The 21,871-nt window shown below is 63.6% G+C and carries 22 protein-coding genes; 10 read left to right on the top strand and 12 right to left on the bottom strand.

The window, feature by feature from the left end; translation table 11 throughout:
- Nucleotides 1-40: 40 nt before the first annotated feature.
- Nucleotides 41-793 (top strand): SDR family NAD(P)-dependent oxidoreductase, encoded by a 753-nt coding sequence (locus NKJ28_RS02030; RefSeq protein ID WP_352633774.1) that lies wholly within the window; start codon nucleotides 41-43, stop codon nucleotides 791-793.
- Nucleotides 794-880: 87 nt separating this feature from the next.
- Here NKJ28_RS02030 and NKJ28_RS02025 read toward each other — a convergent pair whose 3' ends face one another.
- A complete protein-coding gene (locus tag NKJ28_RS02025; RefSeq protein ID WP_352633772.1) occupies nucleotides 881-1,333 on the bottom strand; it encodes a hypothetical protein in 453 nt (150 codons plus the stop codon).
- A 177-nt stretch (nucleotides 1,334-1,510) separates the two neighbouring features.
- Here NKJ28_RS02025 and NKJ28_RS02020 point away from each other — a divergent pair, with 177 nt between their 5' ends.
- Entirely contained in the window at nucleotides 1,511-2,278 is a 768-nt protein-coding gene (locus NKJ28_RS02020) for a hypothetical protein (RefSeq protein WP_352633770.1), read from the top strand.
- A gap of 297 nt (nucleotides 2,279-2,575) precedes the next feature.
- Here the strand turns inward: NKJ28_RS02020 and NKJ28_RS02015 are convergent, their stop codons facing one another.
- Together NKJ28_RS02015 and NKJ28_RS02010 are read right to left on the bottom strand one after the other, a co-directional pair.
- Nucleotides 2,576-4,330, bottom strand: a complete 1,755-nt coding sequence (locus NKJ28_RS02015) for a cation:proton antiporter domain-containing protein (protein WP_352633768.1) — start codon at nucleotides 4,328-4,330, stop codon at nucleotides 2,576-2,578.
- 225 nt (nucleotides 4,331-4,555) lie between these two features.
- Nucleotides 4,556-5,005 (bottom strand): baeRF12 domain-containing protein, encoded by a 450-nt coding sequence (locus NKJ28_RS02010; RefSeq protein ID WP_023675241.1) that lies wholly within the window; start codon nucleotides 5,003-5,005, stop codon nucleotides 4,556-4,558.
- Nucleotides 5,006-5,444: 439 nt separating this feature from the next.
- On the opposite strand from NKJ28_RS02010, the gene cysG reads away from it, so the two are divergent.
- From cysG to NKJ28_RS01980, 6 genes are all read left to right on the top strand, one after another.
- Nucleotides 5,445-6,896: a siroheme synthase CysG gene (cysG, locus tag NKJ28_RS02005; RefSeq protein WP_352568241.1), complete on the top strand. Its 1,452-nt coding sequence runs from the start codon at nucleotides 5,445-5,447 to the stop codon at nucleotides 6,894-6,896.
- Nucleotides 6,893-7,198, top strand: coding sequence for a DUF2849 domain-containing protein (locus tag NKJ28_RS02000; RefSeq protein WP_352568239.1), 306 nt, complete (start codon nucleotides 6,893-6,895; stop codon nucleotides 7,196-7,198). Before cysG ends, NKJ28_RS02000 begins: the two co-directional genes overlap by 4 nt.
- 73 nt (nucleotides 7,199-7,271) lie before the next feature.
- The gene (locus NKJ28_RS01995) at nucleotides 7,272-8,942 is read left to right on the top strand and encodes a nitrite/sulfite reductase (protein WP_352633765.1); all 1,671 of its coding nucleotides are present in this window, start codon (nucleotides 7,272-7,274) and stop codon (nucleotides 8,940-8,942) included.
- Nucleotides 8,917-9,681: a phosphoadenylyl-sulfate reductase gene (locus NKJ28_RS01990; RefSeq protein WP_352448339.1), complete on the top strand. Its 765-nt coding sequence runs from the start codon at nucleotides 8,917-8,919 to the stop codon at nucleotides 9,679-9,681. The genes NKJ28_RS01995 and NKJ28_RS01990 overlap by 26 nt, the downstream gene beginning before the upstream one ends.
- A gap of 208 nt (nucleotides 9,682-9,889) precedes the next feature.
- A complete protein-coding gene (locus NKJ28_RS01985) occupies nucleotides 9,890-10,426 on the top strand; it encodes a DUF934 domain-containing protein (protein WP_352453969.1) in 537 nt (178 codons plus the stop codon).
- A 137-nt stretch (nucleotides 10,427-10,563) separates the two neighbouring features.
- Entirely contained in the window at nucleotides 10,564-11,184 is a 621-nt protein-coding gene (locus NKJ28_RS01980) for a DJ-1/PfpI family protein (RefSeq protein ID WP_352620261.1), read from the top strand.
- A gap of 44 nt (nucleotides 11,185-11,228) precedes the next feature.
- Here the strand turns inward: NKJ28_RS01980 and NKJ28_RS01975 are convergent, their stop codons facing one another.
- Nucleotides 11,229-12,251: a fatty acid desaturase gene (locus NKJ28_RS01975; protein ID WP_352620263.1), complete on the bottom strand. Its 1,023-nt coding sequence runs from the start codon at nucleotides 12,249-12,251 to the stop codon at nucleotides 11,229-11,231.
- Between the two features lie 127 nt (nucleotides 12,252-12,378).
- Complete coding sequence (locus NKJ28_RS01970; protein ID WP_023675249.1) at nucleotides 12,379-12,582, bottom strand: hypothetical protein; 204 nt, start codon at nucleotides 12,580-12,582, stop codon at nucleotides 12,379-12,381.
- Nucleotides 12,583-12,818: 236 nt separating this feature from the next.
- Here NKJ28_RS01970 and grpE point away from each other — a divergent pair, with 236 nt between their 5' ends.
- A complete protein-coding gene (gene grpE, locus NKJ28_RS01965) occupies nucleotides 12,819-13,454 on the top strand; it encodes a nucleotide exchange factor GrpE (protein WP_023675250.1) in 636 nt (211 codons plus the stop codon).
- Nucleotides 13,455-13,617: 163 nt separating this feature from the next.
- Here the strand turns inward: grpE and olsB are convergent, their stop codons facing one another.
- From olsB to NKJ28_RS01930, 7 genes are all read right to left on the bottom strand, one after another.
- A complete protein-coding gene (olsB, locus tag NKJ28_RS01960; RefSeq protein ID WP_023675251.1) occupies nucleotides 13,618-14,493 on the bottom strand; it encodes a l-ornithine N(alpha)-acyltransferase in 876 nt (291 codons plus the stop codon).
- Nucleotides 14,494-14,642: 149 nt separating this feature from the next.
- Nucleotides 14,643-16,931 carry a response regulator gene (locus NKJ28_RS01955; protein WP_352633762.1) on the bottom strand — a complete coding sequence of 763 codons (2,289 nt, stop codon included), beginning with the start codon at nucleotides 16,929-16,931 and terminating at the stop codon, nucleotides 14,643-14,645.
- A gap of 88 nt (nucleotides 16,932-17,019) precedes the next feature.
- Nucleotides 17,020-18,009 (bottom strand): acrylyl-CoA reductase (NADPH), encoded by a 990-nt coding sequence (gene acuI / locus NKJ28_RS01950; RefSeq protein ID WP_352633760.1) that lies wholly within the window; start codon nucleotides 18,007-18,009, stop codon nucleotides 17,020-17,022.
- 51 nt (nucleotides 18,010-18,060) lie between these two features.
- Nucleotides 18,061-18,537 (bottom strand): signal peptidase II, encoded by a 477-nt coding sequence (lspA, locus tag NKJ28_RS01945; protein WP_352588495.1) that lies wholly within the window; start codon nucleotides 18,535-18,537, stop codon nucleotides 18,061-18,063.
- 26 nt (nucleotides 18,538-18,563) lie between these two features.
- Nucleotides 18,564-19,427 (bottom strand): TrmH family RNA methyltransferase, encoded by an 864-nt coding sequence (locus tag NKJ28_RS01940; protein ID WP_023675255.1) that lies wholly within the window; start codon nucleotides 19,425-19,427, stop codon nucleotides 18,564-18,566.
- Nucleotides 19,428-20,489 carry an RsmD family RNA methyltransferase gene (locus NKJ28_RS01935; protein ID WP_023675256.1) on the bottom strand — a complete coding sequence of 354 codons (1,062 nt, stop codon included), beginning with the start codon at nucleotides 20,487-20,489 and terminating at the stop codon, nucleotides 19,428-19,430.
- Nucleotides 20,490-20,577: 88 nt separating this feature from the next.
- Entirely contained in the window at nucleotides 20,578-21,063 is a 486-nt protein-coding gene (locus NKJ28_RS01930) for a DUF1772 domain-containing protein (protein ID WP_023675257.1), read from the bottom strand.
- Between the two features lie 106 nt (nucleotides 21,064-21,169).
- On the opposite strand from NKJ28_RS01930, the gene NKJ28_RS01925 reads away from it, so the two are divergent.
- The gene (locus NKJ28_RS01925; RefSeq protein WP_352468341.1) at nucleotides 21,170-21,853 is read left to right on the top strand and encodes a helix-turn-helix transcriptional regulator; all 684 of its coding nucleotides are present in this window, start codon (nucleotides 21,170-21,172) and stop codon (nucleotides 21,851-21,853) included.
- Nucleotides 21,854-21,871: the final 18 nt, after the last annotated feature.

Here is a 21,871-nt window from a genome sequence, read left to right as displayed (position 1 = left end):
GCTGCCGCGTTCCGCTACATCTCCCGTTTGGAGACCGCGAATGGCAGAGACCGACACCAGAAAAACCATCGTGCTGACCGGCGCCAGCCGCGGCATCGGCCATGCCACGGTCAAGCGCTTTTCACGCGAAGGCTGGCGCGTCATCACCTGCTCGCGCCAGGCCTTTGCCGACGACTGCCCGTGGCCGGCCGGACCGGAAGACCACATCAAGGTCGATCTCGCCGACCAGGAGGATGTCGGCATCGCCATCTCGGAAATCCGCCACCGGCTCGAGGCGCATGGCGGGCAGTTGCATGCGCTGGTCAACAATGCCGGCATCTCGCCCAAGCTCAAGGACGGCAACAGCCGCATGAACTCGATCGACACGCCGATGCATGTCTGGCGCGACGTCTTCCAGGTGAATTTCTTTGCGCCGATCATGCTGGCGCGCGGACTGTTCAAGGAATTGGCATCGGCCAAGGGCTCGATCGTCAACGTCACCTCGATCGCCGGCACCCGGGTGCACCCCTTCGCCGGCACCGCCTATGCGACGTCGAAGGCGGCACTCGGCTCGCTGACCCGCGAGATGGCGCATGATTTCGGCCCCCACGGCATTCGCGTCAATGCGATTGCGCCGGGCGAGATCGACACCGCGATCCTGTCGCCGGGCACGGAAAAGATCGTCGAGACGATTCCGCTGAGACGGCTGGGCACCACGGCGGAAGTTGCCGATATCATCTTCTTCCTGTGCTCGCAGCAGGCGTCCTACGTGACCGGCTCGGAAATCCACATCAACGGCGGCCAGCACGTGTAGAAGGCTTTCCAGGCGAGCTATCCAACGTGCGGTTCCGTTCCCAGTGGCGACCTGCGATTCGGTAGATCGGTCGCGGTATGCTTGATTTCAAACCAGTTCGGCAGTCACTTTACTAAAAAGCTGTGTTCGCATCGCTCCGAAGTTGCCCTCTGCCGAGTTCATAAATGTCTGAATGCGCATTGTTGTGCCGCGGTAGGAAAAACTGGCGGAATGGTTGAACTCACCATTGCCTTCAATCCGTTCGAAGAGGCAAACCCCATCGCCTAGCTGCGGAGTTACACCTACGCCCTTGGCTACCACCATGCCATGCTGGACGATGGCATCCTGATCGGTGCCAAGCTTCGGTTCATGCCGAAGGTCGGCGAGTTGCCTGGCGAAGTCGTCATTAGTACTTTTGAGGGTTTCCAGCCTTTCCCTGTAGTGAAATCGCCCTGCGGCAAATCCCAGGGCGAGCGCTGCCGTCATCAACCCGATAAAGAACTGCGGATTCGCCGTGACGATCGCCCAATGGTCAAATATCGCTTTCACGATTTCCTGCACGGCTTATCCTCCTGATAACCGCAACCGCCCCCGTTGTGGTACGTGGGTGGCCAGTTCATCCTATTGAGGAAGGCCACAGAACCGCGAGATTCGGCTTTCGCTCGAGTTCACATACTCGGCTAGGGGCGGGACAATCACAAGGCGGGCAAAGTAGGATGGGTGAGGAAGCGGTGGGCCATGAGAAAGATCTTCAGCTGGGTCGGGTTTGGATTTGTCCTGACCGGGATCTATTTTGTAGCAGTGGTCTGGGTGATCTGGAGCTCAGGGCCTGAAAGCTACATAAAAATTAAAACCGACTTGCAGTTGAATGAGTTCGCGGATGCTTTGGCTGGCATGTTCGCTCCCCTGGCGTTTCTTTGGCTATTTATCGCAACAATGGTTCAATCTCAGGAGCTTGCCCTTCAGCGCGACGAGCTTCGCCTAACGAGACTTGAGTTCCAGCAAAATCGTCAGGTCGCCAAACAACAGGCGGCCGAGGCGCACAACCAAGCGAAATTCATTGGGGAACAAACCACGATTCTACAGAGGGCTGAAACAGACAAGCTGGTCGAGGTCCAATTGGAAGGTTTTCTGCGTCGGTGCTTCGAGATTGCAAGTCGTTCCCTAGCGGTCCAATCCGGTGAAGGATATCGGCCGTTCCATTTTCAATCCGAACCGAAAAATGGCCTGCGAACCGCCGCTTATACAGTTACCAAGGCAGCCTCCGGCATCCGGGAAGTGATGGGGAATCACCCAGGTAGTCGTCTGATTGCCAGCAAGCGTGATTTAACGGAGCTTCAAGACCGACTGCTAGAGATGCGTGAGTATTTGGCGGTTTCATCTTTTAGACTGCAAGCCAAGTTCCGCAACGAAGGGTTTGAGGATCTCGTCGACCAGATGCAGTTTCTTGCTCAGATGTGCTCTACGTCCGCACATGAGGAACCCGAACCGTCGACTGAGTTTTGATCGTCTGGCTAGTCACTCCCTGGCAGTTTCATCGTTGAGGTCATCGTCAACCCAATGTGCAGGCAATCTTGCCGGGGCGCTAATCCAGCCTAACCACTGCAAAACCCGCACAACTGCTACGATCACCTTGGCGTCACCGGGAAATCTAGTCATCAGGTTTTCGCGCAAAATGGGCCGCGATGATCCACAATTAAACGCGCACACGGTGCATGTCATTCCTCGGATGGCCGGCGGCGGAAAACCGAATCTCCACCGGGACGGCACGCGGTCATTCTCAGGCCGGCCAGATGAATTGGGTCAGACCGCCCCCGTCACCACTTCGACGATCCCACGGGCGATCTCGCGTTCGCCCATGATGACGGTGTCGGCACCAAGGTTTTTGAGGTGCTCGACCTCGGCATCGGAATGGGCGCGGGCGATGATTTCGATTGTCCGATTGGCGGCGCGGGCGCGCAGCACGACCTGCCCGGCCTCGAAGGCGTTGGGAATGGCCAGGATCAGCCGCTTTGCGCCCTCGGGATTGGATGCGGCGAACACGTCGCCACTCGCCGCGTTGCCGGTCACGGTTTCGACTCCTTCGGCCTTGAGCTTCGCCAACGTCTTGTCGGCATCCTCGATGACGAGGAAGGGCAGGGCGGCCTGCTTCAGCGCCGTGCCGACGAGACTGCCGACGCGGCCGTAGCCGATCAGGATGGTGTGGCCGGTCAGCCTGGTCCTGGGCGGTGGGCCATCCTCGTTAGCAGGCGCCGCGACCGAAGCCACCTGGCCGGGCTCGGTCGCCGGGCCGATCGGCCTTGCTTCGCCGGGCGGCGCCGTCCTGCCGGCGCGTGCTTCCAGCCAGGGTTTCATCCGGTCGACGGCAAGAAACATCAGCGGATTGAGGACGATCGACAGGATGGCGCCGGCGAGGATGAGGTCGCGGCCTTGTTCGGGCAGCAGTTTCAGCCCGACGCCGATTTCAGCCAGGATGAACGAGAATTCGCCGATCTGGGCTAGGCTTGCCGAAATCATCAATGCGGTTGCGACCGGATAGCGGAAGACGACGACGATGACGAAGGCTGCCAGCGACTTGCCGACAACGATGATGGCCAGCGTCGCCAGGATCGGCCAGCCATTGCTGATCACGCTGAACGGGTCGAACAGCATGCCGACCGAAACGAAGAACAGCACGGAAAAGGCGTCGCGCAGCGGCAGCGATTCCTCGGCCGCCCGGTGGCTGAGCTCGGATTCGCTCATGATCATGCCGGCGAAGAAAGCGCCGAGAGCCAGCGACACGCCGAACAGCTTGCCCGCGCCGAAGGCGACGCCAAGCGCAATCGCAAGCACCGCCAACCGGAACAGTTCGCGCGATCCGGTATGGGCGACGTAGTGCAGGATCCAGGGGATAAGCCGGCGGCCGACCACCAGCATGACCAAGACAAAGGCCGCGACCTTGGCCAGTGTGATGGCGACGACGCCCCAGACGCCGTAGCTCGCCGGCAGCGACAGCAGACCGCTGGAGTGCACCTCCACCTGCTCTTGGCCGCCGAGCACGCCGGCCAATGCCGGCAAAAACACCAGCGCCAGCACCATCGCCAGATCCTCGACGATCAGCCAGCCGACGGCGATGCGGCCGCGCTCGGTCTCGATCAGCCGCCGCTCCTGCAGAGCGCGCAACAGCACCACGGTCGAGGCCACGGAAAGCGCCAGGCCGAAGACCAGTCCCGCGCCCATCGACCAGCCGAGCATCCAGGCAAGGCCGGCGCCGAGGGCTGTCGCGAAGCCGATCTGCACAATGGCGCCGGGCACGGCGATGGCGCGGACCGACAACAGGTCCTTCAGCGAGAAATGCAGGCCGACGCCGAACATCAGCAGGATGACGCCGATCTCGGCAAGTTCATTGGCGAGGCCGGCATCGGCGACGAAACCCGGCGTGTTCGGTCCAACCAGAACGCCGGCGATGAGATAGCCTACCAGCGGCGGCACGCGAAAACGGTTGGCAAGTGCGCCGAAGACGAAAGCCAGCCCCAGACCGGCGACGATGGTGGCGATAAGGGGCGTGTCATGCGGCATTGTCTATGGAGCGCCTTCAGGAATCGCGATGTCGGACATGCGCCGTCCAAAAGCCGCCGCCGTGGCAGTATGGAGGCTGCGACAGTCGCGAGACAACCCGCAATCCCATTAAATCGATGGCAAGGCGGCAAAAGACGGAGAGCCGGCAAGCGTTGCCACCCGGCGCGGCCTGCTCCAAGCAGGGCGCTTGCTACGGAAACGAAAGTTGCGCGCCGCCGATGCCGATCAGGTCGCCTGCAGCAGGTTCTCGATATCGGGTATGCTGTGGTTGGTCAGCGTCTTTGGAATTTCGGCCGTTATCTTGTCGGTGACCTCCTTGTGCAGTTTCCTGCGCATGTCGCCCAGCACCGGCGGCGGCGCGATCAGCACGATCTCCTTGAAGCTGCCGCGATGCGCGAGCTTGTAGAGCCTGTCGGCAATCTCTTCGGCAAAACGCTCCTTGCCGAGACGGTGCCAGTCGGTGTCCTCGACCGCACTGCGGTGGACGGAAGGGCCGTCGCTGTAGCGGCCGGGGCGGTCCGTGCCTTGTTCTCGGGTTGCCGGATTTTCCTGCTCCATCTCGTGCACGACCTGAAGGTCGGGATATTGGACGTCTCCACGATTCTCGAGGAACAGCGCCTTTTCGCCATCTGCCACCACGATCCACAGTCCGCGTTTCAGTCTGACGTTGCTCATGGGGCGCTCCTTTTTTGATTTTTCGAGCCCATCGCCGGGCCTTTGCCGTAGGGGCATGACCGGGCTTGGGCCCATAGGCAAACGCGTGCCGAGGCGGGAATGTTCCGGCACTCGGACCCGGTATTCCGACAAGGGCCGGCGAGAGCGCCGGGCTGCCTTTGATGGCTCGGTCGGCATCCGGCGGCTTAATCTACTAAATTGATAGAATTTAGAAAAATCTGTTTTGTGGTTAGCTCCTCCGGCCGCTAGAAAGGCAGCGGATCAAGGGCTGCAACAGCAGCTTCAATCTGCTCCGCATTTGAATGTGGAATATTTTTCTCTTGGCCTTCATGCTTGCAGAAAAGAGATTGCCTGCTACGAAGCGATGCGCGAGTGGGTGCCTTCTGGTTTTTCGCGCCCCCGCGTAGAACTGACAAACGGTTCCAGGATTCCGCTCGTCATGCCGCAAGCCACGCCCAAGCTCAATGCCTTTCCCGTCTTCATGCGGGTCGAGGGCGAAGCCATAGCCATCGTCGGCGGCGCAGAGGAAGCGCTGGCCAAGGCGCGGCTGCTCGCGCAGTCGAGCGCTGTGCTGCGCATCGTCAGCGATGAAACAAGCCCGGAGCTGCTGGCCTTTATCGCCGAGACGGGGGCCGCCCACATCGCCGACGCCTATGATGCAGCACATCTCAATGGTGCGGTGATGGTGTTTGCCGCCAGCGGCGACGAGGCGCTCGATCGCCGCGTTGCCGGGGATGCGCGCCGGCTGGGCATTCCGGTCAATGCCGTCGACCGGCCGGAGCTATGCGATTTCTTCACGCCGGCACTGGTCAACCGCGCGCCGGTCGCCATTGCCATCGGCACGGAAGGTGCCGGCCCGGTGCTGGCGCAGATGCTGCGCAGCCGCATCGACCGCATGCTGGCGCCCTCGCTCGGTCCGCTCGCGGCGCTCGCCGCATCGTTTCGCGACACCGCCGAAAGACTGCTGCCGAAGGGCAATGCCCGCCGCCGCTTCTGGAGCGATTTCTTTGGCGGCGCGCCGGCCCGCGCTGTCGAGGCCGGCGAGCTTTCGCAGGCGCATGATGCGGCCGTCGGCCTGCTGCTTTCGACAGAACCGGCATCGGGCCATATCGCGCTTGTTGGCGCCGGTCCAGGCGCCGAGGACCTTTTGACGCTGCGCGCCCATCGCCTGCTGATGGAAGCCGACGTGATCGTCCATGACGCGCTGGTGCCGGAGGCGATCGTCGCCATGGGCCGTCGCGATGCCGAGCGCCTGCCGGTCGGCAAGCGCAAGGGGTGCCATTCCAAGAGCCAGGCCGAGATCAATGCGCTGCTGGTCGAGCTTGGCCACGCCGGCAAGCGTGTCGTGCGGCTGAAGTCCGGCGACCCGCTCGTGTTCGGCCGGGCCGGCGAGGAGATGGCGGCACTTCGCGATGCCGGCGTCGCCTACGAAGTGGTTCCGGGCGTCACCGCGGCCTTCGCCGCCGCCGCCGATTTCGAACTGCCGCTGACGCTGCGCGGCGTGTCGTCGTCGATGGTGTTCACCACCGGCCACGACCTCAAGGGAAATTCGCTGCCAGACTGGGCAAAGCTCGCCATTTCCGGCGCGACGGTCGCCGTCTATATGGGCCGCTCGGTCGCCGCCGAGGTCGCCGGCCGGCTGATCGAAGCCGGCCTGTCGCCGGATACGGCCGTCGCCGTGGTCGAGAATGCCAGCCTTGCCAACCGCCGCCGTTTCCACGGCACGCTCGCCGACCTGCCGTCGCTGGAGGCGCGCGCCGACCTCAGCGGCCCGGTGATGACCATCATCGGCGACGCGGTCGCCGGCGCCAATTTCGAACGGTCCGAGCCGCTGGCGGCACACAGGCAGGAAAGCGTGGCCCGTGCTGCCGCGCAAGGAGTGAACCAATGAAAGTCCTGACCGCGAACCGCCTCACCGACGGCATAGCCGTCTGGTACGCCAATGGCGGCTGGGCCGAGACCATCGACCATGCCGACATCGCCCATGACAAGGCGGCCGAGGACCGGCTGGAGGCGATCGGCGCCGAGGCCTCCGCCAACAACGAAGTGGTCGACGTCAACCTGATCGACGTGACCGTGGCCAACGGCACGGTCGAAGCGGTCCGGCTGCGTGAAAAGATCCGTGCCGCCGGCCCGACCACCCGCAACGATTTGGGCAAGCAGGCCCGTCCGCAAGCCGCACGCGCGGCATAGATGACCCAAGCATGATCCCGATCATGCTCGAACGAAGAAAATAACGGGCGGACGCGCCCGGAAAGACCTGAATATGTACCGTTACGATGAGTTCGACCACGATTTCGTCAAGGCCCGCGTCGCCGAGTTCAGCGACCAGGTCGCGCGGCGCCTTGCCGGCGAGATCACCGAGGACCAGTTCCGGCCGCTGCGGCTGATGAACGGAGTCTATCTGCAGCTGCATGCCTATATGCTGCGCATCGCGGTGCCCTACGGCACGCTGAACAGCAAGCAGCTGCGCATGCTTGGCCACATCGCCCGCAAATACGACAAGGGTTACGGCCATTTCACGACGCGCCAGAACATCCAGTTCAACTGGCCGGCGCTGTCGGACATCCCGGCGATCCTGGCTGATCTGGCAAGCGTCGAGATGCACGCTATCCAGACCAGCGGCAATTGCATCCGCAACGTCACCGCCGACCACTTCGCCGGCGCCGCCGCTGACGAGATAGCCGATCCGCGCCCCTATGCCGAAATCCTGCGGCAATGGTCCTCGGTGCATCCGGAGTTCTCGTTCCTGCCGCGAAAATTCAAGATCGCGGTGACCGGCGCCGAGCGCGACCGCGCCGCCATCCAGACGCACGACATCGGCCTGCACCTGAAGAAGAACGCTGCCGGCGAGCTCGGTTTCGCCGTCTATGTCGGCGGCGGCCAGGGCCGCACGCCGATGGTGGCCAAGAAGATCCGCGATTTCCTGCCCGAAGCGGATCTGTTGTCCTACTGCACGGCGATCCTGCGCGTTTACAACCTCTACGGCCGGCGCGACAACAAGTTCAAGGCGCGCATCAAGATCCTGGTCCATGAGACCGGCGTCGAGGAGATCACCCGCCAGGTCGAGGCCGAATGGCAGGAGTTGAAGGACGCCGAGCTGAGGCTGCCGGAAGAAGACATCCGCGCCATCGATGCCTATTTCGCGCCGCCTCCGCTTGTCGACCGGCCGGAAGGCGACGAGGCGGTCAAGCTTGCCCGCCTCGACTCGAAGCGCTTTTCCGAATGGCTGGACCAGAATGTGGTCACCCATCGCCATCCCGACTACGCGGCGGTGACCATCTCGCTCAAGGGCATTGGCGAGACGCCGGGCGATGCCTCCGACAGCCAGATGGAAGCGGTCGCCGACATTGCCGAAAAATATTCATTCGACGAGCTGCGCGTCAGTCACGAGCAGAACCTGATCCTGCCGCATGTCGCGCGGGCCGACCTCAAGGCGGTCTATGACGCGCTTGTCGATATCGGGCTGGCGACGGCCAATTCCAACCTGATCAGCGACATCATCTCCTGCCCCGGCCTCGACTATTGCGCGCTGGCAACGGCGCGCTCGATTCCCGTGGCGCAGGAAATCTCGCGGCGCTTCGCCTCGTTGGAGCGCCAGCGCGAGATCGGCGAATTGAAGCTGAAGATTTCCGGCTGCATCAATGCCTGCGGCCATCACCATGTCGGCCATATCGGCATCCTGGGCGTCGAGAAGAAAGGCGCCGAGCTCTACCAGGTGACGCTCGGCGGCTCGGCCGACGAGAACACCTCGGTCGGCGAGATCATCGGCCGCGGCTTCAGTTCGGAAGAGATCACCGACGCCATCGAGCAGATCGTCGAGACCTATCTCGGGCTTCGGCTGGACAGAAACGAAAGATTCATCGACGCCTACCGCCGAGTCGGTCCCGCGCCGTTCAAGGAGGCGCTCTATGCTGGCGAAGCCAAGGCCGCTTGACCGTATTGTCGACGTGGAGGCCGGCATCGCCGCCCAAGCGGCGGGTCTCGACGCTCTCTACGGCCATCTGAAGCCGCTGGAGATCATCGAGCGGTCGACCCGGGAGTTCTTTCACGGCGAAATCGCCGCCGTCTCGTCCTTCGGCGCGGATTCGGCGGTGCTGCTGCACATGATCGCCGAGATCGACCGCACGCTGCCGGTGATCTTTCTCGACACCGGCAAGCATTTCGAGGAGACGCTCGGCTATCGTGACGCGCTGGCCGCCGATTTCGGGCTGAGCGATATCCGGGTGATCAGGCCCGACGATGCGGCGCTGGCAAGGATCGACCCGACCGGCAATCTGAACGAGACCGACACCGACGCCTGCTGCGACGTGCGCAAGGTCGAGCCGCTGGCGCGCGGCGTCGAGCCGTTCCGCGCCTGGTTCACCGGCCGCAAGCGCTTCCAGGCGGCGACCCGGGCAGCGCTGCCGGTGTTCGAGGCGGTCGGCTCGCGCATCCGCATCAATCCGCTGGCGCACTGGACGACATCGGACCAGGCCGGCTACATGCGCGCGCATGCGCTGCGTGAGAACCCGCTGGTCGCCTATGGCTATCTGTCGATCGGCTGTTTCCCATGCACGCAGCCGGTGCAACCGGGCGACGACGCGCGCAGCGGCCGCTGGGCCGGGCACGCCAAGACCGAATGCGGCATCCACTTGTCGGGGCTGGAAAGGTCGCTGACCGACGCCTCGCTTTAGGATATGTTGATATTCAGCCGGCCTGCAAACGGCGGCTTCCTGCGCTTCCGGCGCTCACGTACCCAAAGTACGCTCCGCTCCGGTTCTCGGAAGCCACCCAGTTTGGTCGCTTCGCGCCCGCCGTCGGCTTCGGCTCGGCCTGACCTGAATCTCAACGCACCCTGAGGTGTTTTGCACTTTAGAATCTTTGGACTTGGGAATTTTCTTGATGAGCGACTTGATAGCCGAAAACGCCATGAGGCTGTGGACACCGGATGGGTTCCGCGAGGACGAGTGGGTTCATGCCGAAAGCGCCGAGGCGCTGGTCGGCAATGGCCGTTTCATCCTGCCGTTGCAGGCGTTTCTCGGCCTCGATCCGGAGGTGCGGCGGTCGGCGAAGGAGCGCATCGGTGTGCTGCTGCAGCCCGGCGATCAGCTCGAAAAGATCGCAGGCCTGCTCGATCAGCTGTCGCTGGTGGCGCTGGCGTTTCCGGCGTTCAATGACGGCCGCTCGTTCTCCAAGGGCGAATTGCTGCGCAGCCGTTATCATTTTGCAGGCGCTATGCGCGCCACCGGGCAGGTGCTGATTGATCAGCTGCCGCATATGCTGCGCCTCGGCTTCGATGAATTCGAGATATCGCACCCGGTGCTGCTGAAGCGGCTCGAGCAAGGTCGGACCGGCGGACTGCCGCTGTCCTACCAGCCGGCGGTGAAGCCGGAGGCCAAAGGCCCGAAATATTCGTGGCGGCGGGTGCGCGCCGGCTGATCTGCTCCAGGGGACCAGAAGCCCTATCTGGTCGGACCACATTCCCGATTCAGCCTTTTATTTTGCGCCTCTCCGCCTTAGGATAGGCCCATTATTTCGTGATCCGAATAAATGTGGCCACAAGGGAGGAACCGGGTATGGCTGGCAAGAAGATATTGATGCTCGTTGGCGAGTTCAGCGAGGAGTACGAGATTTTCGTCTTTGAACAGGCCATGCATGCGGTGGGCCACACCGTCCATGTCGTTTGCCCCGACAAGAAGGCCGGCGATATCCTGAAGACCTCGCTGCACGACTTCGAGGGCCACCAGACCTATACGGAAAAGCTCGGCCACGACTACATCCTCAACAAGACGTTTTCTGAGGTCAATCCGGCCGACTACGATGCCGTCTACGCGGCGGGCGGGCGCGGGCCGGAATATATCCGCATCGACAAGCGCGTGCAGGCGCTGGTGCGGCATTTCCATGAGACGGGAAAACCGGTCTTCACCATCTGCCACGGCGTGCAGATCCTGATCGCGGTCGACGGCGTGGTGCGCGGCCGCGAAGTCGCGGCGCTGCAATATTGCGAGCCGGAAGTCACGCTGGCCGGCGGCATCTATATCGATGTTGCGCCGACCGGCGCCCATGTCGACGGCAATCTGGTGTCGGCCAAGGGCTGGCCGGGCCTTGCCGCGTTCATGCGCGAATGCCTGAAAGTGCTGGGCACCGAGATCCGCCAGGGCGATGTCCTGATGCGCGACCAGCGCCAGGCGGCTTAAGCTCGGAATGTGGAGCCCCGCCGCACCTTGATGCGGCGGTGCGTCTACACGGCCATCCGCGCTTCGCGGAACGATACCAGCTTGCTGCGGCTCTCGTCCCACAGCGCCAGCTTGACGCAGCGCAGGCTGTCGAGGAGTGTGACGCGGCCGATCTCACGCAGCTCCGGATAGTCCCTCAGCACTTCCGGAAGCCGGTAGCATGGCACCTTGGCCGAGAGGTGGTGCACGTGGTGGACGCCGATATTGCCGGTGATCCAGTTCAGCACCGGCGGCAGGTCGTAATAGGACGAACCGTGCAGGGCAGCGTGCTGGAATTCCCACTCGGAGTCCTTTGTCCACTCCGTCTCTTCGAACTGATGCTGGACATAGAACAGCCAGATGCCGGCCGATCCGGCGAGGATGACGATCGGCAAATGCACGACCAGAAACGCGCCGGGGCCAACGAACCAGATGAGCAGAGCGGCTATGACCGTGATGGCTAGGTTGGTGGACATCGACGACACCCAAGGGGTGAGGCCGCCCCGCATCATGCCCAAGGGCAGTCTCTGCTCGAAAATGAAAATCCAGATCGGGCCAAGGCCGAACATCACCAGCGGATGGCGATAGAGGCGATAGGCGAGCCGGCCCCGCCACGACAGTTGCCGGTATTCGGCGACGGTCAGTGTCTTGATGTCGCCGGTGCCGCGCTCGTCGAGATTGCCGGCGCTGGCGTGATGGGTTGCGTGGGCGCGGCGCCAGCAATCGTAGGGCGTCAGCGTCAGCACGCCAAGGACGCGGCCGATCCAGTCGTCGGCATAGCGATTGGCAAAGAAGGAGCCGTGGCCGCAATCGTGCTGGATCATGAAGATCCGCACCAGAAAGCCGGCGGCCGGAAGGATGAGGACCAGACCCCACCAATGGCCATAGGCATAAGCGGCCGAGGACAATCCCCACAGCGTGGCGAAAGGAATGAGGGTGATGGCGAGTTCGACGGCGCTGCGACGCCTGTCGGGCTTTTTATAGCGCGACAGGATTTTCAACCAGGCGCGCTTGCTGTTTGCCACAGCTTCGGGGGAAATCATGTTCATCATGAAACATAGGCGGAGCAGGGCGCTGCCGCAAGGCGGCGATCACGCAAAGTTACTGCGGGTAAATGTCGCGCGATGGCGAGGAATTGGTGGCCGCAGTCGCCGGGCGCACGGCCTGCAATGGTGTCTACCGACGGCGCCCGCCTGCGACCACCTTGGCTTCCACGCCGTCCAGGCGGTCGAGCAATTCCTTCAGACGGTCGGGAATATCGGACTCCGTGCGGAAGGCCGGCAAGGTGCGCAGAAAGCGCTTGGTCGCCTCGGTGCCGAGCTGGCGCCGGATATCGGCGGCGAGCCCGTCGCGTTTTTCGCCATTCCTGCGGGGCATCATCCAAAATCCTGTGTCGGCTTCGAAACTCTTCCAAGGGAGGAATGGTTCCCGCATTGTAGTGTCCCGGCAAGCAAAGCCGTCGGGTACGGTAAAGTTTGAATTAAAATCGAGAGGTCTGCGCCGTCCGCCATCAAGCAGCGACAGCGGCTGCAGTATCGCTTGCCCCTTGATTTTTGGCCGCTAAACCTCGATATCGGGCGCAAATCCACACCATTCGAAAATGACGGGAAACGGCGATGAGCGACCAGGCAAAAGACGAACGCGCGCCCGATGAAGCCGAGAAGACCGAGGCTGCCGCGGAGCCGAGGGAAGGTGGCGTCGACGGCGACTATGAAGCGCTTGTGCGGCTTCTGAAGGAAAACGAAGAGCTGAAGGATCGCGCGCTGCGCGTCGCGGCCGACATGGAGAACTTGCGTCGCCGCACCGCCCGCGACGTCCACGATGCGCGCGCCTATGCGGTTGCCAATTTTGCCCGCGACATGCTTTCGGTGTCAGACAATCTGCGCCGTGCGCTGGATGCCATCCCGGAGGAGGCCAAGGCTTCGGGCGATGCCGGCTTCAAGGCGCTGATCGACGGCGTCGAGATCACCGAGCGCGCCATGCTGTCGGCGCTGGAACGCCACGGCGTGAAGAAGCTCGAGCCCGAGGGCGAGAAATTCGATCCGAATTTCCACCAGGCGATGTTCGAGGTGCCCAATCCCGACGTACCGGCCAACACGGTCGTGCAGGTCGTGCAGCCCGGCTATTCGATCGGCGAGCGTGTTCTGCGGCCGGCCATGGTCGGCGTCGCCAAGGGCGGCCCCAAGCATGTCGCAAGCGAAGCGCCAGTGGAGCCGGGGCCGGTCAACGAGCAGGCTGAGAAGGATGCGTGAATGGTGAATGGTGAATAGTGAATGGTTAGTAGTGAATGGTTAGTAGTGAATGGTGAGTAGTGAATGGTGAGTAGTCAATTGCTGCTCCAGCAGTCAGTGCTAGGTTCTATTCACTATTCACTATTCACTATTCACTATTCACTATTCACTCACTATTCACTACTCAGGCCGCAAACCGCTGCGCTTCTCCGCCATAATAATTGACGTAGCGGGCGCCGATCTCCTTGACCGGCATCACCACGAACACGTCGACCGTCGAGAATTCACGGTCGATGACGCAACCGTCGCCAATGCGCGCGCCGACGCGCAGATAGCCCTTGACCAGTGGCGGCATCGCGGCGATCGCCGCCTTGGTATTGACCGCCTCGATCGGCATCAGATCCATGGAACAATAGCGCCCGGCGACGGCACGCACGTCCCAGGATGAATTCGTCCGGCAGTGGTGGGCAAGATAGGTCAGCGCCTCTGCATGTGCCGCCGGCACGGTGCCGTGGAACGACGCGCAGCCGGTCATCACGCCGATGCCGTAATGGTTGATGTAGGCCCAGATGCCTTGCCACAGCGCCTCGATGGTGCGCTTCGAGCGGTATTCCGGCAGAACGCAGGAGCGGCCGAGCTCGAGGAAGCGCTGGCCGGGATGCCGCGCGATCAGCTTGGTCAGTTCGAATTCACCTTCGGAATAGAAGCCTCCGGCGGCCGCGGCAATCTCCTGCCGCAGCAGGCGGTAGGTGCCGACGATGCGGCGATGCTCGGGGCCGGAAAGCGAAGTATCGAAGACCAGCAGATGGTCGCAGAGGGGATCGAAGCGGTCGGCATCGCGGCGGTCCTGCATCTGGAACAGGTCCTTCCTGGCACCAAGCTCGTCGTAGAACACCCGGTAGCGCACTTCCTGCGCGGCAGCGATCTCGGCCTCGTTGCGGGCGAGCCGCACTTCGAGATTGCCGATGCGGCCGAGCGATGCGCCTTTTATGACGGCATCGGCGTTCCGGCCGACGAGCAAAGGCCCGCTGGCGTTCGGCCGAGCATCACATTCCGGCATGACTGTATGCACGAGTGATTCTCCTTCGAGCCATCCCTCTTGGCACGGGGATACGGTGTAGGTGCAACAGGATTGTGACAGTACCGTGATACGCCTCTGCGGGCAATACTTCGTCGGCTGGGTAATCTATCAACCGTCTATGTTGTGCCTCAGGCGGCCGCTTGCCCTTCGACCGCATGAACCAGGGCATCGGGGTCGAGCGGCTTGGTGACGAAGCCGCTGGCACCGTGAGCGAGCACGGCGTGGCGGGTCTTTTCCTGGCTGTCGGCCGACAGCACCATGATCGGCACCGGCGGCACCGCGGTCTCCTCCTCATGGCGGCGGATGGCGGCGATGGCGTCCAGGCCGTCCATGACAGGCATATGCAAGTCCATCAGCACCACGTCGTAACGGTGCTTGTGGCCGGTGCTGATGACCGCCTCGACGGCGGCCTTGCCGTTGCCGACCACTTTCACGCGATGCCCGGCCTTCAGCAGCGTGGCGCGGGCCAGCATGGCGTTGATGTCGTTGTCCTCGGCGATCAGCACCGACAGGCCCTGCTGGCGGGCGCCAATGGCGTGCCCCGCCTGCGCGCCGCGCTTTTGCAGTTGCGGCTCGGCGATGACCGGCGCGTGGCTGGTCAAAAGCACGCGCAGCAATGTCTCGCCGCGCACCGGCCTCGCAAGGAAGGTGGCGTAACCATTGGCACGGAACTCGCCAAGCATGCCACGGTCGGTCGGTGCGATCAGCGTCACTGCCTCGCAATCGGCAAATCCGCTCTGGCGCAGGCGCCTGAGCAGCCTGCCGTCGCTTTGCTCCATGGCAGCATCAATCAGCAGCACGTCGCAGCTCTCGGCGAAAGGGGTGGCCTGGGCGGCGGCGGTGGCCAGATCGACCGTGCCGCCATTGGCGCGAATGGTGCGGGCGAGGGCTTCGGCCTCGACCAGGTTCTTCGATACGATCACCGCATGCCGGCCCGACAGCGCGTCCTGGCGGATCTGCGGCGCCTCGACGGCGGAAATAGCGGGAATCTCGAAGACGAATTCGGACCCCTGGCCAAGCCGGCTCGACACAGAGATAGTGCCGCCCATGGCGATCACCAGGCGTTTGGAAATGGCGAGACCGAGGCCGGCACCGCCATGCGCACGGGTCGAGGTGCCGTCAGCCTGTTCGAAGTCCTCGAATATGCGCTCCATGTCCTCCTCGCGCAGACCGGGTCCGGTGTCGGTGATGGTGAAGCGGATGCGGTCGGTGGTTTCGGTGCGGACGCGGGCGATGCTTGCCAGGACGCCGCCGCTGTCGGTGAACTTGACGGCGTTGCCGATGAGATTGAGCAGCACCTGCCTGACCCTGCCGGGGTCGGCGGTGATCAGCTGCGGCACGTCGGGTTCGACATGACAGCCGAGGCCGATATCCTTGGCAAAAGCCCGCGCCGCCAAAAGCTCGACGACATTGTCGGCGATCTCGCGCACCGACATCGGCTGCGGTTCGGGATCGAAGCGGCCGGCCTCGATCTTGGAGTAATCGAGCAGGTCCTCGATCAGCGCCAGCAGCGCGCTGGCCGAGGTCGAGATGGCGCCGACATAGGTCCGCTGCTCGGGCGAAAGGCTGGTGTCGGCGAGAAGCCGGGCCATGCCCATGATGCCGTTCATCGGCGTGCGGATCTCGTGGCTGACGGTGGCGAGGAAGCGCGATTTGGCCTGGCTCGCATATTCGGCCCGCTCGCGGGCGGTGATCAGCGAGGATTCGGCGCGCTTGCGAGCGGTGATGTCGCGGGCGATGGCGCGATGCGAAACGGCGCCGCTGTCCTTGTCGCGCACCGACAGCTCGATCCAAGAGAACCAGCGTGGGCCGTCCGGCGTGCGAATGGCGACGTCGGTGGAACTCAGGCATTCATGGTCGGAAAACGCGGCGTCGGGGACGATGCCGACATCGATGCCTAGTTCGGCCAGGGTCTTGCCGGCAAGGTCGCGCTGGTCGGTTTCGACAAGGTCGGCGAAAACCTTGTTGGCGTAGACAATGTGGCCGTCGCGGTCACGATGGAGGACGAGATCGCCGAGTGCATCGATCAGCCCGCGAAAGCGCTCCTCGCTCTCCTGCATCTCCCACATGCGGTCGGCCAGCGTCTCGATTTCGGCGCGGCTGCGGGCGGTCGTGGCATCGAGCAGGGCCACCGCGCGGCGCTCGGTGCGCCTGTTGCGCAGATGCATGGCGAGCCCGGCGATGGCTGTCGCCAAAAGGCCGATGGTGATGAAGATCGGCGCCCCGGTCAGATGCGAAAAGCCTGCCAGCACGACGATGGCGACGAGCGTCAGGAAGGGCAGGCCTTCGCGGTTGGAGGCCGGCAGTTCCGGCGCCAGCGGTGGCGCGGCGACAAGCTGCCGTCCTGGCGCCGCGGGGGCCGTCCCGTCGGCCCGTTCGGCTGGTTCCGCCTCTCTGATGCCGGGTTCCGCAATCATACGGAACTCCTGCCAGAGAGAGCTTATCGAAGGTTGTGGTTGATCGCTCGAATTTTAGCGGTCACGCTCTTTTTTATCCCTTGGGGGCTCACATATCCACTACCACGCGGCCGCGGATCTTGCCCTCGACGATGTCATGCGCGGCGCCGATGATGCCGTCGAAGCCGATGCTCGTCGACAGGCTGGCAAGCTTTGCGTGGTCGAGATCGGCGCCGATGCGGCGCCAGGCCTCGAGGCGGACCGCCTTAGGCGCCATCACCGAATCGATGCCGAGCAGCGAGACGCCGCGCAGGATGAAGGGGGCGACGCTTGCCGGCAGGTCCATGCCGCCGGCGAGGCCGCAAGCGGCGACGGCGCCGCCATAGGAGGTCATCGACAGAACGTTGGCCAGCGTGTGACTGCCGACTGCATCGACGCCGCCGGCCCAGCGTTCCTTGGCGAGCGGTTTTGCCGGCTGGGTGAGCTCGTCGCGTGAAATCACTTCCGCGGCGCCGAGGTCGATCAGATAGGGGCTTTCGGCAGCGCGGCCGGTCGAGGCGATGACGTGATAGCCGAGGCTGGACAGGATTGAGACCGCGACCGAGCCGACGCCACCGGCAGCGCCGGTCACCACCACCGGGCCGCGATCGGGCACGATGCCGTGGCGCTCCAGCGCGATGACGCAAAGCATGGCGGTGTAGCCGGCGGTGCCGACCGCCATCGCATCATGCGGGCTCATGCCGTCCGGCAACGGCACCAGCCAGTCGCTCTTGACGCGGGCGCGCCCTGCAAAGGCGCCGAAATGCGTCTCGCCGACGCCCCAGCCGTTCAATATGACCTTTTCACCCTTGCGCCAGTCGGGATTGGAAGACGAGATGACGGTACCGGCGAAATCGATGCCCGGCACCAGCGGCCAGCGGCGGATCACCGGCGCCTTGCCGGTAATTGCAAGACCGTCCTTGTAGTTCACCGTCGTCGCCTCGACCGCGACAGTGACGTCGCCCTCCATCAGGTCTGCCTCGGTAAGCTCGGTCACCGCGACTGACTGGTTTTTCTCGGCGTCACGCGAAACGAGGATGGCTTTGAAGGTTTCGGGCATTTTTTCTCCTCGGGCTTGCAGATCAGAATGTGCGGCGCCAGGCGAGTGAGGTCAATCGCTCGACGCTCCGCGCCGCCAGCCAATGAGTTCGTCGAAGACGACCAGCACGGCACCGACCGAAATGAAGGCATCGGCGAGGTTGAAGATCGCGAAGGACCAGACCGGCGTGTGAAACAGAATATAGTCGATGACATGACCGTAGATAGCGCGGTCGATCAGATTGCCGAGCGCGCCGCCGACGATCAGCGCGAAGCCGATGCGGGCAAGCAGGTGGCCCGGCGGCGTGCGGGCCGCAAGGTAGAGCACGAAAGCGACCACCACAACCGCGACGACCACCAGGCCGGTGTCGCCGAAGGACGAAAACAGCGAAAACGCGATGCCGGTGTTGTAGGTGCGGTACAGCGCCAGGAAAGGCAGGAGATCGAGCTTTTCCTGAAAGGCAAGGCCGGTCTCGACCAGATATTTCAGCCACTGGTCGAGCGCTATCGCGGCGACAACCAGAAAAGCGTAGGGGCTCCAGGACTTCATAGTTTGCAGTTTCACGGTTTGGGACGTCACGATCGGGCATCCTCCGGGCCGAGCTTCAGCGCGCCGCGCCGGATCTCGAACAGCATGACGCCGGTGGCCACCGCAAGGTTGAGCGAATCGGCGCGGCCGGCCTGCGGTATCCGCAGCAGTTTGTCGCAGCTTGCGGCAAGCTCGTCAGGCAGGCCTTGCTGCTCGTTACCCATCATCAAAAGCACCGGGCCTTTTGAAAAATCGACCGAGCGGTAGTCGACCGCACCCTTCAGATGGGTGCCGGCGACGAGGCCGGGAAAGCTCGTTCGCCAGGCGAGAAAAGCTTCGGGCGACGCCTTGGCGACCGGCACGGCGAAAATCGAGCCCATGGTGGCGCGCACCGTTTCGACCGAAAAGGGATCGGTGGTCTCGCCGACCAAGATGACGCCCCTGGCCCCGACAGCGTCGACCGTGCGGATGACGGTGCCGAGATTGCCGGGGTCGCGGACGCGGTCGAGCGCCACCCAGACGTCGCCGTCACGGGCGCGGATGTCCTTCAACGGCAGGAATTTCTGCGAGAACACGCCGACGACCATTTGCGGATTGTCGCGGCGGGTGATGGCGACCAGCACTTTTTCCGAAACTTCAAGGACGGTGCCGCCGGCGGCGACCGTGCGCGCCGCGATCTTTTCAACCGCCGTATTGCCACGTCCGGCCTTGGCGAAGACCAATGTCCTGATCGACCAGCCGAGATCGAGCGCGTCGATGACCAGCTTCAGGCCTTCGGCCATGAAGGCATTCTGCTGGTCACGGAATTTCTTCAGCGCGAGCGCCTTGATGTCCTTGACCAGCGGGTTGGCGAGGCTGGTGACTTCCTTCACCTGCCCTGGCGCGCCCGCGTGCCGTTCGTACGCACTCATTCAGGCCACCCAGCGTGAGAACAGCGAGGTCGACAGCGCCCGACCGGCAGATTTCTCGCGGATGATCAATTCACCCGACTCGACCGTGCCGCCCATGCCGGCGAAGGTGTCGCGCATCACGGCATGGATGGCGAAAAAAGAGGCGCGGATCGAATAGGCGGTCAGCACAACAGCGAGCGGCTTCGGCGTCAGGATCGCGCGGCAGATATCGGTCAGCGCCGGCAAATCCTCGAACAGCTGCCAGACCTCGCCCTTCGGTCCGCGGCCATAGGCGGGCGGGTCGAACAGGATGATGTCGTAGCGGCTGCCGCGGCGCTCCTCGCGTTCGGCGAATTTCACGGCATCATCGACGATCCAGCGGATCGGCTTTTGCGACAAGCCCGCCATTTCTTGGTTTTCGCGCGCCCAGCCGATCGCCTTCTTGGAAGCATCGACGTGGGTGACCTCGGCGCCGGCACGCGCCGCCACCAAGGAGGCAAGGCCGGTGTAACCGAACAGGTTCAACACCTTCACCGGCCGTTTTGCCGCCGCGATCAGTCCGGCCATGTGGTCCCAGTGCGAGGCCTGCTCGGGAAAGACGCCGACATGGCGAAACGAGGTGAAGCGGCCGAGATAATCGATGCCGTCATGCTTCATCGGCCAGGTCTCGCCGAGCGGCGTCTTGGGGAAACGCCAGCGGCCGATGCCTTCCTCGTCGGTATCGCCGGTGAAAATGGCGTCGGCGCGCTCCCAGTCCCTGGCCGGCAAAGCCTTTTGCCAGATCGCCTGGCCCTCCGGCCGAACGATGCGGTAGGGGCCGTATTGCTCGAGTTTTTCTCCGGCGCCGCTGTCGAGCAGCGCGTAGTCCTGATTGGGGCCGACCTCGAGGATCAGCGGCAGATGTTCGGCAGGCAGCGCGCCATCGCGGCGGGATAGAGGGCGCGGCGTGGCTTTCGGCTCGGACCGGTCCTGCAGTTTAGGCTCCGAACCGGCGGTCAGGCCGGCGTCGCGCCGCCGCGGCTGCTCCGCCCCGCCCTTCGCGGGCGGGCGGCTGTCGCGGCGTTTGTCGCGAAAAGGTTTCAAGAAGGCGCATCTCCGGAAGGCGGCTCGCCGCTTCTGCCACAGCACATTGACCGGCGCAACAAAAGGGCTGCCGACGTGTGCAACCGGATCAGCCGCGCCTGATCGAAAGCAGGCCGACTGCGAGCGCTATGAAACCAACGGCCTTGAAGCCGGTGACGACCATATGGCCGGTTTCCCAGCTGCTCCGGACACTTTCGAAATTGTCCGGGATCGGTCCAGGCACCCAGGTGGCCAGGACATCGTTTGCCGGTTTGACCAGGGTAAACCACGCCACGAGGGCCATCAGATAAAGCACGGTGGCGGCCAAAATCCACCAGAATGCCGGGCGGTCGCTGCGCAGCATCCAGGCGAGAAGCCCCGGACAGGCGATCGCGGCCACGTCCAGCGGTGCGCCGACAATCGCGAAGAATTGGAACTGAGCGTTGAAGACAGTGGTTTCACGCCAGAGCGAAGGCGGCCATCTGGTCAGCCGCGGCACCGATTCCAGCACATGGGCGAAGGATGGTCCGAGGCTGAGCGCAGCGACGATGGCGGTCAAAACCGACCAGAACAACAGGAACCCGCGTATATCCATAATGGCCGGACAACGGCGTCAGGGCGCAGACGTTCCCGTCCGCCACCATGTCGCTTGCCGCCGAAAGTGCTGGGGCTCTATCGTGATTGAAACCAGGTCATGATTCATGTCCCGTGCTGAACGCCTGCTCGACCTGATCCAGATCCTGCGCCGGCATCGCCGGCCGGTCAGCGGCCGCAGCCTTGCGGGCGAAATGGGTGTGTCGATCCGCACGCTCTATCGCGATATCGCCACGCTGCAGGGGCAGGGCGCGCCGATCGAGGGCGAGGCGGGGTTGGGTTACGTGCTCAGGCCCGGTTTCATGCTGCCGCCCTTGATGTTCACCGATGAGGAGATCGAGGCGATCGTGCTCGGTTCGCGCTGGGTGGCCAAGCAGCCGGACTGGCGGCTTGCGAACGCCGCCACCGACGCGCTGGCCAAGATCGCCGCGGTGCTGCCGGACGATTTGCGCGAAGAGCTCGATGCCTCGACGCTGCTGGTCGGGTCGCGCACCGAGGTCACCGAAGGCATCGATCTCGGTGTGGTGCGGCAGGCCATCCGCGAGGAGCGCAAGCTGAGCTTTGTCTATCGCGACGCCGGCGGCGCTGCCTCCGAGCGCACCGTCTGGCCGTTCGCACTCGGCTTCTTCGACAAGGTGCGCGTCGTCGCGGCCTGGTGCGAGATGCGCCAGGATTTCAGGCACTTTCGCGCCGACCGGATATCCGGTCTCAATGCCACCGAGATGCGCTATCCGCGCCGCCGTCAGGTGCTGCTCAAAGAATGGCGGGCGACGCTCGACACGCCAAGCTAAGGCTGCTGCTCAGTTGAG

Source organism: Mesorhizobium sp. M0145 (assembly GCF_040322355.1).
GTDB lineage: Bacteria > Pseudomonadota > Alphaproteobacteria > Rhizobiales > Rhizobiaceae > Mesorhizobium.
The sequence above is the reverse complement of the archived record's forward strand: the minus strand, read 5'-3'. Positions and strand labels throughout refer to the sequence as shown.